Annotated in this window: 16 protein-coding genes; 9 read left to right on the top strand and 7 right to left on the bottom strand. The window is 55.0% G+C overall.

Translation table 11 applies throughout. The features are described from left to right. Positions 1-2: 2 nt before the first annotated feature. Genes GQS10_RS21390 through GQS10_RS21380 form a run of 3 tightly spaced genes read left to right on the top strand, consistent with a single transcriptional unit; the run spans position 3 to position 2,698 of the window. Positions 3-1,187, top strand: a complete 1,185-nt coding sequence (locus GQS10_RS21390) for an MGDG synthase family glycosyltransferase (RefSeq protein ID WP_166246093.1) — start codon at positions 3-5, stop codon at positions 1,185-1,187. After that, complete coding sequence (locus GQS10_RS21385; protein ID WP_341805114.1) at positions 1,171-2,355, top strand: MFS transporter; 1,185 nt, start codon at positions 1,171-1,173, stop codon at positions 2,353-2,355. Before GQS10_RS21390 ends, GQS10_RS21385 begins: the two co-directional genes overlap by 17 nt. A 1-nt stretch (position 2,356) precedes the next feature. After that, the gene (locus tag GQS10_RS21380; protein WP_166246090.1) at positions 2,357-2,698 is read left to right on the top strand and encodes a zinc ribbon domain-containing protein; all 342 of its coding nucleotides are present in this window, start codon (positions 2,357-2,359) and stop codon (positions 2,696-2,698) included. A 38-nt stretch (positions 2,699-2,736) separates the two neighbouring features. Here GQS10_RS21380 and GQS10_RS21375 read toward each other — a convergent pair whose 3' ends face one another. The 6 genes from GQS10_RS21375 to GQS10_RS21350 all read right to left on the bottom strand — a co-directional run bounded on the left by GQS10_RS21375 (position 2,737) and on the right by GQS10_RS21350 (position 8,687). Continuing rightward, entirely contained in the window at positions 2,737-3,660 is a 924-nt protein-coding gene (locus GQS10_RS21375; RefSeq protein ID WP_166246088.1) for a DUF4397 domain-containing protein, read from the bottom strand. 67 nt (positions 3,661-3,727) lie between these two features. Beyond that, on the bottom strand, positions 3,728-4,732 hold the full coding sequence (locus GQS10_RS21370; protein WP_166246087.1) for a DUF3231 family protein: 1,005 nt from the start codon (positions 4,730-4,732) through the stop codon (positions 3,728-3,730). 166 nt (positions 4,733-4,898) lie between these two features. Further along, positions 4,899-6,449: a flotillin family protein gene (locus tag GQS10_RS21365; protein WP_166246085.1), complete on the bottom strand. Its 1,551-nt coding sequence runs from the start codon at positions 6,447-6,449 to the stop codon at positions 4,899-4,901. An 18-nt stretch (positions 6,450-6,467) separates the two neighbouring features. Further along, positions 6,468-6,992: an NfeD family membrane protein gene (locus tag GQS10_RS21360; protein WP_166246083.1), complete on the bottom strand. Its 525-nt coding sequence runs from the start codon at positions 6,990-6,992 to the stop codon at positions 6,468-6,470. 387 nt (positions 6,993-7,379) lie between these two features. Continuing rightward, entirely contained in the window at positions 7,380-7,598 is a 219-nt protein-coding gene (locus GQS10_RS21355) for an alpha/beta-type small acid-soluble spore protein (protein ID WP_424991817.1), read from the bottom strand. A 96-nt stretch (positions 7,599-7,694) separates the two neighbouring features. Next, on the bottom strand, positions 7,695-8,687 hold the full coding sequence (locus tag GQS10_RS21350) for a Gfo/Idh/MocA family protein (protein WP_166246079.1): 993 nt from the start codon (positions 8,685-8,687) through the stop codon (positions 7,695-7,697). A 259-nt stretch (positions 8,688-8,946) separates the two neighbouring features. Between GQS10_RS21350 and GQS10_RS21345 the strand changes: the two genes are divergently transcribed. The 4 genes from GQS10_RS21345 (at position 8,947) to GQS10_RS21330 (ending at position 13,629) form a co-directional block, all read left to right on the top strand. Continuing rightward, positions 8,947-10,251 carry an AAA family ATPase gene (locus tag GQS10_RS21345; protein WP_166246077.1) on the top strand — a complete coding sequence of 435 codons (1,305 nt, stop codon included), beginning with the start codon at positions 8,947-8,949 and terminating at the stop codon, positions 10,249-10,251. After that, positions 10,235-12,256: a hypothetical protein gene (locus GQS10_RS21340; protein ID WP_166246075.1), complete on the top strand. Its 2,022-nt coding sequence runs from the start codon at positions 10,235-10,237 to the stop codon at positions 12,254-12,256. Before GQS10_RS21345 ends, GQS10_RS21340 begins: the two co-directional genes overlap by 17 nt. Positions 12,257-12,337: 81 nt before the next feature. After that, complete coding sequence (locus tag GQS10_RS21335; RefSeq protein WP_166246073.1) at positions 12,338-12,577, top strand: hypothetical protein; 240 nt, start codon at positions 12,338-12,340, stop codon at positions 12,575-12,577. A gap of 266 nt (positions 12,578-12,843) precedes the next feature. Then, positions 12,844-13,629 carry a helix-turn-helix domain-containing protein gene (locus GQS10_RS21330; protein WP_166246071.1) on the top strand — a complete coding sequence of 262 codons (786 nt, stop codon included), beginning with the start codon at positions 12,844-12,846 and terminating at the stop codon, positions 13,627-13,629. Here the strand turns inward: GQS10_RS21330 and GQS10_RS21325 are convergent. After that, a complete protein-coding gene (locus GQS10_RS21325) occupies positions 13,607-13,909 on the bottom strand; it encodes a hypothetical protein (protein ID WP_166246069.1) in 303 nt (100 codons plus the stop codon). The two genes, GQS10_RS21330 and GQS10_RS21325, sit on opposite strands and share 23 nt — an antisense overlap. A 234-nt stretch (positions 13,910-14,143) precedes the next feature. On the opposite strand from GQS10_RS21325, the gene GQS10_RS21320 reads away from it, so the two are divergent. Both GQS10_RS21320 and GQS10_RS21315 read left to right on the top strand, forming a co-directional pair. Further along, a complete protein-coding gene (locus GQS10_RS21320) occupies positions 14,144-14,449 on the top strand; it encodes an alpha-helical endospore appendage domain-containing protein (protein WP_166246067.1) in 306 nt (101 codons plus the stop codon). 183 nt (positions 14,450-14,632) lie between these two features. Then, positions 14,633-14,956, top strand: coding sequence for an alpha-helical endospore appendage domain-containing protein (locus GQS10_RS21315; RefSeq protein WP_481850127.1), 324 nt, complete (start codon positions 14,633-14,635; stop codon positions 14,954-14,956). Positions 14,957-15,105: the final 149 nt, after the last annotated feature.

Below are 15,105 nucleotides of genomic sequence, written 5' to 3'. Positions count from 1 at the left end.
CGATGTCTACCAAGACAGCAGATCGACCGAAGGTTCTTATATTGTATGCCAGCTACGGCGACGGCCATTTCCAGGCCTCCAAGGCGCTGAAGGAAAGCTTTGAACGTGCAGGAGTCCACGAAGTTGTCATGATCGACTTGTTTGCGGAAGCGTACCCGTTTATCAATGCGCTGACCAAGTTTATTTATATTAAAAGCTACACGGTGTTCCCGCGGCTTTACGGGTGGGCTTATTACAGCACACGTTACATGCGAAACGACACCTTGGTTTCCAGCTGGTTTCATTCTTTTGGTTTACGAAAGCTGAAGGAAATCATCCGTAAGGTGCAGCCGGATCTTGTCATTAACACGTTTCCGATGCTTGTCATGCCGGAATTCCGAAAAAAAACGGGCGTCGTGCTCCCGACATACCATGTATTAACGGATTTTGCCCTGCACCATCGCTGGCTTCATCCGAATGTCGACAAATACTATGTCGCCACAGAGGATCTCCGCGATCAAGTCGCGCAAACCGGCATCCCGGAGGATCGTATTCGCGTAAGCGGCATTCCGCTGAAAGCGGCCTTCGGCCAACCGCCGACGGTCAGCGCTGTCCTGCAGAAGTACCGGCTTCGCACCGATCGGCCGACCGTGCTGCTGATGGCCGGCTCCTACGGGGTGCTTCAAGGCTTAAAGGCGGTATGCCGAAGCTTAAGCGGATTGGATGTGCAGGTGCTTGTCGTCTGCGGCAGAAATCAAATGCTGTTCGAGGATATGAACCGCTCGTTTGGCGACCTGCCTCACTTCCGCATCTTCGGCTTCGTGCAGGAAATCCATGAGCTGATGGCCGTATCCTCGCTGATTGTAACGAAGCCCGGCGGAATTACCCTTTCCGAAGCGCTGACGTTCCATCTGCCGATCGTGCTTTTTCGCCCCGTTCCGGGACAGGAACGGGATAATGCTATTTATTTACAGCACAAAGGCGCAGCGGTAATTGCGAACCATCCGCAGCAGCTGAATGAGCAAATTCAGACGCTGCTTGCCAATCCCGAACGCTTACAGCAAATGCGGGAAGCAAGCCGCGCACTGCAAAAAGGAAATTCATCGGAAACGATCGTCGCCGACATCCTCGACGATGTCGCCTCTTTTAGTCAAGAAATTCCGGTCACATCCAGCAAAAGGAGTTTTCTGCGTGATTTCATTTCCTAAGCTTCTTGGCAAGCTCCCTTACTCTACCGAATTGCTGCGTTTGGCCGTCATTATTTTTTTGATCGAGTTCGTGCGCGGAGCAATTTTGATTACCTATTTGCCCAATTACGGCATCGTCATGCTTGGGTTAAGCAAGGCAGCGGTCGGAATTGCCGTATCGGCGCATTACGTAGCCGATACCGCGGTAAAGATCGTGATCGGATACTTGTTGGATCGATTATCCGTACGATGGATCGTTCGCGGCGGGCTGGCGCTCTCCGTCGTTGGGCTGCTCATGCTGCAGGGAGCGGCGCATCCTGCGCTGCTCATCGCCGGTGCGGCAATTTACGGTGTAGGCGTCTCCCCCGTGTGGATCGTTGCGCTCAGCAAAGTTTCCAAGGATGAGCGCGGCAAGGAAATGGGCCTCCTCTACACCTTATGGCTGATCGGCCTTGGGCTCGGTCCCGTGCTGCTGAACTTCATCATCGATGTCAGCTATACGGCATCCTTTTACACCCTGCTTGTTATGGCGGTTTTAAGCTGGCTGCTGTCAATTGGCTTATCGGAGAAGGTTCAGCCTCCAAATCAGCTTCCCCTCAGCACGCAATTCCGCATGCTGTATGACCGAATGAAGCTGATTAAGCCGCTGCTGCCCGGCATGATCCTGCAAACACTGGCGGCAAGCATGCTTGTCCCGATTCTCCCGAGCTTTGCCTCGGAGAACCTGCATTTAACGAATTCGCAATATTCCTTCTTCCTGCTTTTCGGCGGAGCCTTTGCTGCGATCGGTCTTGTCCCGATGGGAAAGCTGAGCGACGCCTGGGGGAAGAAATGGTTTTTAGTCATCGGCTTTTCGATGTTTGCTTTCGGACTGTATTCGTTAACGGTTACGGAAAGCATCGTCATCCTGTTTATTTGGGCCGTCATTATCGGCGTTTCTTACGCCGCGGTCTTACCCGCCTGGAATGCGCTGCTGGCGGCTTATGTGCCCCCTGCGCAGCAAGGGGTCGGCTGGGGGATTTTCTCGACGATTGAAGGCATAGGCGTAATGCTCGGGCCGATTATCGGCGGGTATTTGGCGGACAGCCTAAGCATGCAATCAACCGTGATGATCAGTGCTGCGATATTTGCGGCAATCGGCGTATTTTATTTTGCTTACCCGGTAACCAAGCAGATGGAGCCGAATTGATATGCTCGGCTTGATCATGACGACGATCACCATCAGCTTAGCACTTCTAATGCTCGGCGGCATGGTTTGGGTCATGCGGGCCGCCACCCGGGACGAAGAGCAAAGCGGATTCGTGAAGGACCTGCTATCTATTGTCACAGGCGGGCCAAAAGTCGAGCTGGCGCAAGAAGAGCCTGCTCCCGGCGGCGACCACGCACCCGATGCAAACGATCGAAATGGGCAGGGAAAAGCGCCAGACTCGGAGGCGGATGAGCACAGCTTCGAGGAAAGCTGTCCAGCTTGTAAGGCCATAGTTACGCAGCATGACGAGGTCTGCCCTTCGTGCGGGCTGCGTTTGCAATAAAGGGCAGGCTTCCCCGTCAGGGAGCCTGCCCTTGTTATTTAGAAATCGCGCAGTACGAGCGGCTGCAGCGCCGGCTGCCCGCCCGCTAGGCCGACTGCGGCAATCGTATACGTCTGCCCGGCTTCCAGCCGCAAATTCGGAATATCGAACACGGGCTGAGTCGTACCGGCGCGGACAACATCTACCGTAACCGCTCCCGGCGTTACCGTAATGTATGAGGACCCATCCGTAAATTCCGATCCGGCTGCAATCGTGCGTCCGCCCCGAATGCGCACATCCACTCCGGGCGCGTTCGGCGACAAATGCAGGAAGCGCACTCGTGCCATACCCGCTTCCGGCGCCGGCTGCTCCGGATAAAGAGCCAACTTCGGCGCAGACGCTGTACCTACCGCCGCGGCGGTAACAAATCCACCTGCAGGCAGGCGAAGCGTTTCCTCAAACAACCGGTTTGTCGTCCCAGCACGGAACAGCTCGAGCCGGTATGCTCCGGCCGGCACCTTGATAAAGCCGGATGCTCTTGTAAAGGAAACGTTGCTCAGCAGGCGCCGCCCGTCAATACTAATGTCAACCGCCGGTGCGTCAGGGATCGCATGAATGAACCGGACATAAGCATTCGGCTGCCCCGCCGAATGAATCGGCGCTGGAGCATAAGGCTGATACGGCGGATATGTACCTACACCCGGATACATCCCCGGCGCCGGATACGACCCGTACGGAAAGCCCGGAACCGGAATTCCCGGCAGCACCGGCGCGCCTACGGTTGCACGGCTGCCCTCCTCCTGCTCTTCCTCGCGCGGCATGCCTGCCTTTTCAAAATACTCCGCTACGAGCTTTGCGTACTTCAAATGCTGCGTGTAATACAAATAGTGAGTTTGCGGATCCTTGTATTCGTAATACTTCGCCAACACAAAAAACATGCTTGCCAGCTCTGCATTTTTCTTCACTTGCTCAGGAATATTCATCCTTTGCCTCCCTTTCTTCCGAAATCATTACCTACTATATTCGGAGAAAGGGTCGTACTAGACGAAGTTATTTCACGAGAGCACTCCGGTCCGGGGCCTGAGGAGGCAGCTCCAGCCATCCGTTGCGCAGGCCGATTTCCGCACCGTCCTCCCCATATTGCGCTACCTCAGCAATAAGCCGGAGATATGCAGTGCCGATATCCCGACGCTGCGCTGTGGCCAAGGAGCCGCCGTAATTCGTTATCCCAAGCAAGACGACACTCATAATGACAGACAGCATCAGCTTTTCGGAAAAAGGCGCTATTGTCGAGGTTGTCACCTCAGAATCAGAATAACCCGGCACTTGGATCTCCTCCTCGCGCAGGAAGCCCTCAAACAGCTGCACATGCTTGAACGCAATTTGCTTTCCACGAGCAAAAAATTGCTTGATCTCCTTTGTTTGCGCCGTTTGGCTGAAGCCGGTCAAAAGGTGCTGGATCATTTGATTCACCTGAAGGTTTAACGCGATATGCGTAATTTCGTTTACATTCAACGTACGGGGCTTTTCAAACCAGCCTGAAGATAAATAGCTTTCGTCATGCCCAAAAATGACCTGCTTTGGATATTCGATGATCGGAAACCTAACGATGGTTCCCGTTTCAAGCATATAGCTGGTAATTCGGTTGAACAGCTCCGTCGTTTCCAAAAGCGCCTCGGTAAAAAATGCCGTAATATCCTGCCGCTGCGCAACCCCATTGGAAACGGAATAGGCCGCCATCGCTTGCCGGGACACATTTTTAAGATAACGGATCATAAATTGGTCGGAAAACAGCTTGGGAGAAGACAAATGTACATCGCTGTCGCCAAACCCTTGGGGAACCGCAATCCCCTCTTTGTGAAAAAGGGTCGTGATGAATTCAACTTGGCGGTTTGCCAAACCAAGCGCGTCATTTAGTAACGCCTTCACCGCGTCGCTTTCCGACGTTTCAAGAAAATACCGCAGTATGCAGCGCCCGACCGAATCATTCATATACATGTTCCACATCATGCCAATCTCGGCCGACGTTAAACGAGGCTCTGTTGTTACCCTCATGTGCAAACATCGCTCCTATCTGTTCGTTTTTTTCGTCATTTTTTAAATGTTAGTATCACTCCAAACATGCAAAAAAAACCAACCAGTCTGCACCTTTTCGCTTCCGTGCATACAACTGGTTGGTTTTTGAGTTGAACCTTAATCCAATAATACCGCGATCTTGCTTTTACTCAGGCTGCTTCGGAGCTTGGGCTGGCTGTACCGCCTGGACCGATGGAATCGACTGCTGAGAACCGGACGGGGCGGAAGGTACGGATGACGCACCTGCTCCTACTTTCGCCGTTAATCCGTGGATCAGCTGTTCTACGTCGATTCCGGATACCTGCTTCAGCATTTCCGGTGCGGTGGCCATCAGCTTCGTCACATAGTTGCTGACCCGTGCTGCGCCCTCGCCGTTCCCCGTATCCACAACGGTCAGCTTATCGATCGAAGAAATTGGCGCCGCCACTTTACCTGCAAGCTCAGGAAGCATCTTGACGATGATGTCCAGCACGGCCGCTTCGCCGAATTTCTCGAACGCCTCTGCAAGCTTCTCCTTGGCTTCGGCTTCCGCCAGACCGCGCAGCCGGATGACTTCCGCTTCAGCTGTACCTTTGGCCCGTTCCGCTTCCGCAACCGCCAAACCGTCAAGCCGCTTCTGCTCGGCATTTGCCTTTGCTTCCGCTTCGATGCGATACTGCTGGGCATCCGCTTCTCTCATCCGCTTCGCCTTTTCCGCTTCCGCCGCCTGCTCGACCGCATAACGCTCGGCATCCGCCTTTTTCTTCACCTCGGCGTCGTACTGCTTTTCGCGGCGAAGAATTTCCTTACCCTCCAGATCGATCTCGCGCTCTTTCCGCACGAGCTCAACCTTCATTTGCTCTTCGACCACGCTTTGCTTCGAGCGTGCCTCTTGAATATCGTACGCTTGGTCGGCCTCGGCGCGCGCTTGGTCCTGCTCCTTTTTAAACGAAGCGACCTTCAGCTCCTTGGCTTTCGCCGCCTCCGCAATGTTCGTATCGCGCAGAAGCTCCGCCTTCTGCCCTTCTTCTTCGGCTTGCGCTTTTTGAATCCGCGAGTCTCTGACAGCCTGCGCTTCAGCGATTTCCGCATCGCGCTTTACCGCCGCAATACGCGGCTTGCCGAGCGCTTCTAAGTATCCGTGCTTATCACGCACGTCTTTAATCGTAAACGAGACAATTTGCAGCCCCATTTTCTTTAGATCCTTGGCCGCGACACCCTGCACCTCTTGCGCAAACTTATCGCGGTTCCGGTATACCTCTTCTACCGTCATCGAGCCGAGAATCGCGCGCAGATGCCCTTCCAGCACCTCCTGCGCCTCCGATTTGAGCGCCTCGATCGGCTTGCCCATAAACTGCTCCGCCGCCGTCGCTACGTCTTCGACCGCTCCGCCGATCTTAATAATCGCTACGCCGTCGGCCATTACCGGAACGCCCTGTTCCGTATAAACCTCGGGGGTGGAAACATCTAATTTATGGGATAACAAGGATAAGAACTCGGACTGCTGGAAGACCGGCCAAATAAAAGCGCCGCCGCCACGCACAATTTTCACACTGCGGCCGGATTCGTCGGACAATACATTTTTGCTGCCCAAAAATGACCCTGTTACGATCATTGCTTCATCCGGACCTACCGTTTTGTAACGCGCCCAGAACGCTAAACCGAATACGATAATGACCCCGACCACAACAGCGGGAATAATTAAAAAATCAGGCATTCGTCAATCGACTCCTTCTCAATTGGATTGAAACCTCGAAACATACAGCGTATGCTCCTTCACTTCAACGACCACGACCATGGCGCCTTCTTCAATCGCCTCCCGGTCGAAGCTTGCCGCAATTTGATTCGTCCGACCGGCCGCGCCGACGCGAACCATCACTTCACCGTAGCCCTCAGCGGGAATCGGTGTCAGCACCTCGGCTAGGGAGCCTGCAAGCTCGCTTACCGAGAAGCCGCTTGAGGTTTCGCTATTCTGCACCGGCCTCACGTAAAACAAGTGGATCAGCACCGCGCCGCCCAGCGCCGCCAATATGGAGAGGACGAGTACCGCTCCCCAAGCCATGGCGGAGTATTTCTCCAGCAGCAGGCCGCAGCCGCCCAATATCGTAATCGCAGTGGCCAGCGACATCGGGTGAAACCATTCCGCGGATAGAAAATCGAGCGCCCCGTCTAATGCACTGCTGAGAACATCTCCAAGCAGCACGGACACAACCGCGAACAAGATACCAAACACTAAACAACCGGTGTAGATATCGGACACGTTTTCCCTCCTTTCCATTGCAGCACCGATAGGTATATATGTAGTACGGCAATTTGGTGAAATATGTTTCAAAAATAGGAATTTTGGTGCTTGTTCCAGCATCGGGAAGGCAGCATCTCCCGACCGCCTTCTGACGCCTGCCGCTCAAGGCATTGCCCATTGCGCTAGTGATTTTATGCCGTACCGCAAGCTTTTGGCATGCAAATAAGACGTGACCAGGGTGGTACTCGCCCCTTCACGTCTTGTAGTGTTACAGTGATGCGCCGCTTTGCAGCCTATGTCTGGAAGCCAAGCCTTCTTGTACGCATGCAGCTGTTGTCGTCAAGCATCCAATCCGTCCGGCGCCCGCACTTATCTTCCAAAACATGGCATCCGCTTTAACGGCTCTTAACGAGTCGGGGGAGTCGATGCCAGCTTCTCTTGGGCCATGCGGATCATTTCGCGGACCATTGCTCCGCCGATCGGGCCGCCGACTTTGCCGGCATTTTCCGTGGTCAACTGGCCGTTGCGGCCATTTTCGCGCAGTGGAATGCCACGGGCGTCCGCCACCGAATATTTCACCGTCTCGGGACGATTTACATCCACCGCATAACCTTCCTTGCGCATCACTTCCGCCTTGAACGCTTCTAAATAAGCGGGACTGCGTCTTCTTCTCGCCACGTCCATCACCTCCCGCTTGTAGCTTCTCTCAAGCTGAAAATGCTATTCGCCGCCGCCGTAATAGCTTTTCACGATTTCGTCCATTACCCGGGCCGTCCGCGCCGCCGTCCTGCCTGTGCTTGGCGCTTGAGCGCCAGTCTTGCCAAGCAGCTCATCGACGATGCGCTGAATCATCGGCTGCTGGACATGCTGCGGCTGCTCGATGCTCCACTCCTGCACGCCATCGGCCGTTTCAAGCCGAATCGGCACATTGTCAAAGGTAGAAAAGATCAGCCGTCCGCGATCGCCGATAATTACATTTCGATCCTCATTCCGATCGGCGGAAAAGCACCATAGGCCGGTGCCGTGTACACCTGATTCAAACCGATACGCCGCACTGACCGTGTCCTCCACATCGCCCGGTCCCGCTTGATTGGATGCATGCCCCTGCACCTGGGCAATCGGGCCCAGCAAGAAATCGAGCAGATCAAGCGTGTGACTGCCCACGTCAAAAAACAGCCCCCCGCCGGCCAGCTCCTTCTGATAACGCCAAGGGAGCGGTTCTGTGTCCGAAAGCTGCACCGGCTTCTTCCAATGGGTTGTCGCCACCGCACAAACCCGGCCGACGGCACCTCCCTCAAGCAGCTCTTTCACTTTGAGGAAACGCGGCTGTGCCCGGCGGTAATACGCCACAAACAGCGGAACGCCCGCCCCTTCACACACTTCGATCATATCCTGGCATTCTTCATACGTCCGTGCCATCGGCTTCTCCACATAAACCGGTTTACCGGCCTTCGCGGCAAGCTCCGTATATTCCTTGTGACTCCCCGGGGGTGTCGCTACATAAATGGCGTCCACATTCGGGTCCGCGATCAGCTTTTCTGCTTCCGAATACCATGTGGAAACCTGATGCCTACGCGCGTAATCTTCCGCGAGCCCCGCATTGCGCCGCATGACCGCTACGAGCTCCGAGCCGGAAGCCTTTTGAAATCCCGGACCGCTTTTCACTTCAGTTACCTCACCGCAACCAATAATGCCCCACCTTACTCGCTCCACGTGACAGCCTCCTTTTATTATCCAATCAAGCGCCCCGGAACCGTGTCCATTTATTACGTCTCACGCCAGCTTAAGGGGCGAATCCGGGTTCGTTAAAAGCCACATTCCTACCGATAAGAATACCAACCGCAACGAAATGTCCCTTGCAAATAAACGTCCTCACCCCGCATTTTACCATATCCCACCAGCCCAGATTCGTTTTTTTGGGGCCAGCTTTGGTACAATAAGGGGAAATGCCGCTACGGAAAGGATGCAGACGATGAAACCGGTAGTAACCGTACGCAACCGCATTAGAGAATCGATGGACCTGCTGGAGCGCAGGTTTCTGGAACGAGAGGAGCTGATTCGGCTGCTTTTGCTCGGCGCAATGGCCGGGGAAAATGTGCTGCTGGTCGGCCCGCCGGGAACGGCCAAATCGCAGCTGGCGCGGGCGCTAGCCCAGCTGTTCGGGGAGGATCGGTCGTTCGACTATCTGCTCACCCGCTTCACAACGCCGGACGAGCTGTTCGGCCCGGTCTCCCTCCAGAAGCTTAAGCAGGATGAATATATCCGGCAGACGGATGGGTATTTGCCGCAGGCCCGTTTTGCCTTTCTTGACGAGATTTTCAAAGCAAACAGCGCCATCTTAAATGCGCTGCTTTCCATATTGAACGAGCGGATGTACTTTAACGGCCGGGAACGGCAAAAATCGCCGCTTGAGTTTCTCATCGGCGCCTCTAATGAACTGCCCGACGAGTCGGATTACGAGCTCGCCGCGCTGTATGATCGTTTTCTAATCCGGTATGAGGTTGGATACTTGAAGCATATCGCCAGCTACGAAAAGCTGTTCCAGCTTGAAACCGGGCCGCTTCCGCGCGTGCTGGAGACAGACCATATCCGTCAGGTGCGGGAGCAATCGGCGGACATTCGTATTCCCGAGCCGATGATCGTGCTGCTGTTCCGACTCAAGGAGAAAACCGAGCAGCAGCAAATCCGTTTGTCCGACCGCCGCTGGAGCAAAATCGGGCGAATTTGGCGCGTATCCGCCTACCTTAACGGACGCGATGAGGTATCTCTTTGGGACACGGTGCTCACACCGCACATGCTGTGGGAGTACCCGGAGCAGCTCGAGGACGTACGCGAGCTGTTCGCCGAATGCTTCGACGAAGCACTGCGCAGCGTGCTTGGCAAAGAGCTTGCGCTCAGCCGCCACGAGGACACTCTCACTCGCTGGGAAGCGCGGAAGGAGGAGCTGCATGGCTACCAGTTCAAAAAGGAGGTCGGCGGCCGCCTGACTCCCGAACGCGCGGAGAAGCTGGCAGCCGACCTGGAAGCTTGCCGCGCCGAGCTCGAGGACAGCGCAAAGCAGCTGCGCGCCGGTCTGCTGCGCTGGCGGGAGAAAGAAGCGGCGGCGGCCAAGGAGATCGGCGAGACGAACTTTTTGGTGCTCGATCCGGGCCAATATGCCGTGAAGCTGGCGTTTGTAAGGCTGGACGGCGAAAAGCTGCTGCAGCGCATGCACGCTCTGTACCGCGCTTTGTTCGACCGCGACCTGCCGGGAGCCGAATATGACTACACCGAGTAGCGTTGCCCTCTATTTATACGATTCTTACGTGCAGTCCTCCGATACGGCAAGACACTGGATTCAGGAGGCTAAGAAACGCGCCGACTGGTTTACCGACGAGCTGATGCGCGATGTGTTTTTCTGCTTTTATTTGGAGCGGCCGGAGTTCGTTACCGCGTACCCCGCCCCTCCGTTCCACCGCTGGTTTCTGGATACGATGCAAAAGCAGTTTCTATACCGGCTGCTCCATCCTCGCACGATCGGACAGGTTAATGCGTCGTTTCACACCGCGATCAAGGCGATCCTATGGCTGACGCAGACCTATGCCGAAGAAGAGCAAAAGCGCAAACGCAGGGAGCAGCAAAAGAAAGGCAGCGCCCCCGTCCCGGCGAAAGGCGCGGGTGAAACGAAGGGCAAGCCGGGCAAAGCGGGCACCGGCGACCTCGGCACGCAGGGATCCTCCTCTGTCTCTACCAAAGAGAAGGAGTCCCTCGAAGACGAGGAGGAAGGCCCGATGACGATGGAGATGCTGCTGGCCTTCGAACGTAAGCAGCAGAGCGGCAAGCCGAACCGGGAGGACGAATCGGATCGCTATGACAAGCCCTCCCCCGCCTCGCAGTCCCAACAAGAAGGCCGAGGCCTGAAGCAATCCTCGGCGGAGCGGTCCAAAGGCAGCCAAGCGCAGGAGCAGTCCTCCCTGAGCGAGCACCTCAGTAAAGAGCAGCTGGAGAAGCTGAAGCTGGTCGGCTTCACGCTGCAGGAGGGCAAACGCGCGGCGGAGCAGCAGCAGGCTGCTCAGGAGAGCTTGCCGCTGACCGAAGCGGAGCTGGAGGAGCTGAAGGCGTCTATTAAACAGGTGCAGGAGGACATGCGCACCCAGTTTATGAAGCGCGACAAGCTGAAGAAGAAGCTTGGCAAGCTGGAGGAACAGCTCAAGCGCGCGGAGCGCGAGCGCGAGAAGCTGCGCAAGCAGGAGCAGGAGCTCGCTGCCGAGCTGGAACGCGAGATGGGCGAATGGCTGAACGAGGCGCTGAAGCAGTCGCTGCAAAAGCAGCATGACGAGACGCTCGATCTCGAGGAGCTGATTAAGGGCAGCACGCGCCTCGCCAACCGCAAATGGGGCAGCGAGCTGGGACGGCTTCGCCGGCAGGCGTTCGACCAATACACGGCGTGGGTCGAGAAGCTCAGGCAGCATCCCGACCTGATCGCCTTCCTCGATGAGGTCGGCCGCAGCGTAAAGCGGATCCGCAGCAAGCAGCAGGAGCGCCAGCAGCGCCAGAGGCCGGATGCGTACGACGACTTCATCCAATCCGGCGATATCGCGCATATGCTGCCGAGCGAGGCGACGCTGCTCGCCGACCCGGAATTTGAGCCATTGTTCACGATGAAATGGCTCGAGCAAAAGCTGATGACGTACCACACCGGTGTACGTCAAGAGGATCAAGGCGGCGGGCCGGTCATCTGCATGCTCGACACGTCTAATTCGATGCGCGGCGGCAAGCTGCGGCTGGCGCAAATTTTTGCCGCGACGCTGGCATCGCTCTGCCTGCTGCAGCGGCGCGATTTTGCCTTGGTGCTGTTCGGCGCCAAGGGCGAGGTGCTGGAGCGGCAGCTGCGTCACGGCCGGCCGGATTGGCCGGCGTTCTACGCGCTCTCGCAGCTCGCCTTCGGCGGCGGCACCGACTTTGACGCGCCCATCCTGCGGGGGCTCGATATCCTTCGCCGCTCCGGGCGCATGAAGCACGCCGACTTCGTCATGATCACCGACGGCGTCGGCCGGCTGTCCGAGGAGGCGAAGTCGCAGCTGCTCGGCGAAGCACAAGCGCATTTGCTGCGGCTGCATACGCTTGTCGTCGGCGACGCGCGCCAGCATCTGGCGCACCGCTACGAGCTGATCGGCGTCTCGCACCGGCTGCGGTTCGCGCAGGCGCTGCAGACCGATCAGCCGGAGGCCGAATCGATTTTGCTTGATATTTTCGCCGATGAAAAGCCTCGTGCAGCACCGGCTAAACGCACTAGAAAATGATACTAACGCCGTTGGCGCAAGCTCCGGGACCATTGAGGGAATCCTTGATATTGTACCGACTTTTTGAAGGGAGAGTCTGCGATGTCTGAGGATAAACGGATGGACCCAATGACCGGCGAAAAAGTCGAAGTCACCGGAACCTACGAAACGGAATGGGGACGGGAAGAGCAGCTGAAGCGCGGCGACCGTTTTCCGGTTGATTTAGCGCTTGGCGAAACGGAATGGAAAATGGTTAGCTATGAGCTGGATGACGCACAAAAAGGGGAAACTCAAAAGGGCGTCTTCGGTACGGCCAAAGGGGAAAAAGCGGGCGAAAAATAAAGAGGCAGCACTTATAAAATAAATCGGTACAGCTCGCCCAGCAAGTAAAATCGATCAGTGCGTTAAAGTTAGGTTTAGCGAAGGTTTAGCGAAGCCTTTCCAGCTGCCTGCTTGCTGCGAATGGCCTAGCTTTATCGGGTATCCTGTAAGTTCCGGGGTGATTTGCCCTCGGAGCTTCTTTTTTATGCTTAAATATGTGGTAAGCCCGTCCTCCATCGTATAAAATAGAATTATTATAATTTACTTTATCCGCGGAGGTCTTAAGCATGCATGAAGTGCCCGTCGAAGCTTACGAACTAACTACTGCCTTTGCCAAGATTCACTGCGAGCCTTTATGGAAATGGCCGATCCGCGAAAAGCCGCTCGAAACGTACGACTTGTTTTATGTATGGAGCGGCCAGGGTGAAGTAACGGTAGCAGGCACAACCTACCCTGTTTCCAAAGGAACGGCTTTCCTCTTTCGACCTGGTGACTGCCCTGGCGCATCACATGATCCGGCACAGCCTCTGACCATTACGTATATTCATTTCCGGGTTGCGATCGAGCCCGCAAGCTTGCCGGAACGAGTTCGGGTATTCGGCGATCCGATGGATGTGGAAAGCATGCTTTCCCGTTATGTGCGTACTTTGCACCGCGGCGAGTTTGGAGCGGAGCTGGAGGCGAAGCTGCTGCTCAAGCAGCTTATGATCTTATTTATGCGGGAGGACCGCGCTGAGCACGGAAAGGATCGGACGGCGCTTGATAATGAGGATGCTGTTCGCGACGCAGTAAGGTATATCCGCGAACGTCCGGGGATATGGCATTCGGCCGAAGAGCTTGCGAAGAGAGCGCGAATGTCGCCCCGTTCGTTTTCCATGAAATTCAAGGAAATCACCGGGTTGTCCGTTCAGCAGTATGTCATCACGGCCAGGCTGGAGCGTGCGGCTCATCTGCTCCGGTATGAAGGCATGAATGTATCCGAAGCTGCCGAGGCACTCGGGTATAAAGATGTGTTTTTTTTCAGCAAGCAGTTTAAAAAAGGAATCGGCGTTAACCCGTCTCAGTACAGGTAGAACGGTGCCTTGCCGCTCTTCGGCTCTGCTCCCCCTTAAGCCGGAGGCTGCAGGACACCGCATTGCGCTTGATCCGCTGCTCCCTCTCCGAGGGCTCCATACGAAAAAAGCTTTCCTCCCTTGCCGTCTGGTCCAGACAAAGGAGAGCCGCCTCTTCCGCCTGCTCATGAGTCCCCAATAAGTAAAAGCAAATACGGTAACAAAATGTCTCATATGCACGTAATTGCTCTGCCCGCTCCGCTGCATTTCCCTCATTGATCGCCTTCATAGTTTCCTCCATAACGTTCATTCTCTTATCCTAGTCATTCTTTAACCGAACGGGTAGTAACTGCAGTCATATACAAAGTCATATTTTAATAACGCCCACATTTGTAACTTATTAACTATTGTATAAATTGGTGGAATATTGTTGAAAAACAGCGAGAAAGCTGTGCGGCTGTCGCAGCACCTGTCGAATGCTCGGAGCGTATACTGCTTTTGTAAGCAAAAATAACTACGTCTGGAGCTGATCAACATGTCTTTACCGACCATTCCTCCTATCACTCCACCCCCGCAAATTTCCAAAGAGACTGCGCTTTCTCTTGTTATCGTATCGATCGCACTAGAAGAAATCGGATTATCCCACATCATTAACGCGGAAGGCGAAAAAATCCAAAAAGCGGTGTCACTGGCCCACTCCGTTGACGAACTGGTTACTGTCAACGAAAGTGTAAACGATACTCTCAAGACCACGCTCAAAAAAGAAATGCTGCTCGATATGAAGTTATCCGAAGCGATTGAGGCTTACGACAGCTACGATCCGCGTAAAGGCAGATGCTAACTCCTTCCAATAACTAACTTCGTTAGACCATCAAAACACCGCACCGCTGGGGTTATCAGATCGTACGGAGAGGACAGCCTGCAGGCTGTTCTCTTTTTAACCCCTCCCCGTTCTTCAGTCCCACCTACTTGAATACAATGGTGAGGAACCAAACGTGTACAAGGGAGTTGACCCCACGTGTCCATGCCAAAATACCCTGAAGAGCGGAAAATGCGTTCCTATCAAGAAATCGTAAAAGATATATTAGAGTCCGTTGCATTGGAAGAACTGGCGATCGCCCATCTGATTAATGCGGAAGCGGAAAAAATCCAAGCCTTTACCGGGCACTACGGCGGCTTCCCCACGGCCCCGTCCAACAAACAAATTAACGAATTTCAAACCCAAGTCGCTCGAATATTGGAGGCCCTTGCCGAAAAACAAAAAATATTAGTGCGGACGATTGAGCTCAGCAAAGAGCTGCTGGAGGATTGTGAGGAGCTGGAGCCGGATGAAGAACTCTACGAATAAACGGAATGCCGGCTTACAAAGCAAATTCTCGTATTCGGCTGTAGCCATGAGGATCGGCTCTCATCCTTACCGGGTGAACGGCAGGGCCGAGCCGCCCGCCTCCGTTGAAGAAGCCGCCCGGCTTGCTCTTCAGCACATCGAGCGGCTGC

The sequence above is a fragment of the Paenibacillus turpanensis genome, from assembly GCF_011421635.1.
GTDB classification, from domain to species: domain Bacteria; phylum Bacillota; class Bacilli; order Paenibacillales; family YIM-B00363; genus Paenibacillus_AK; species Paenibacillus_AK turpanensis.
This window is presented reverse-complemented; position numbering and strand designations above follow the sequence as displayed.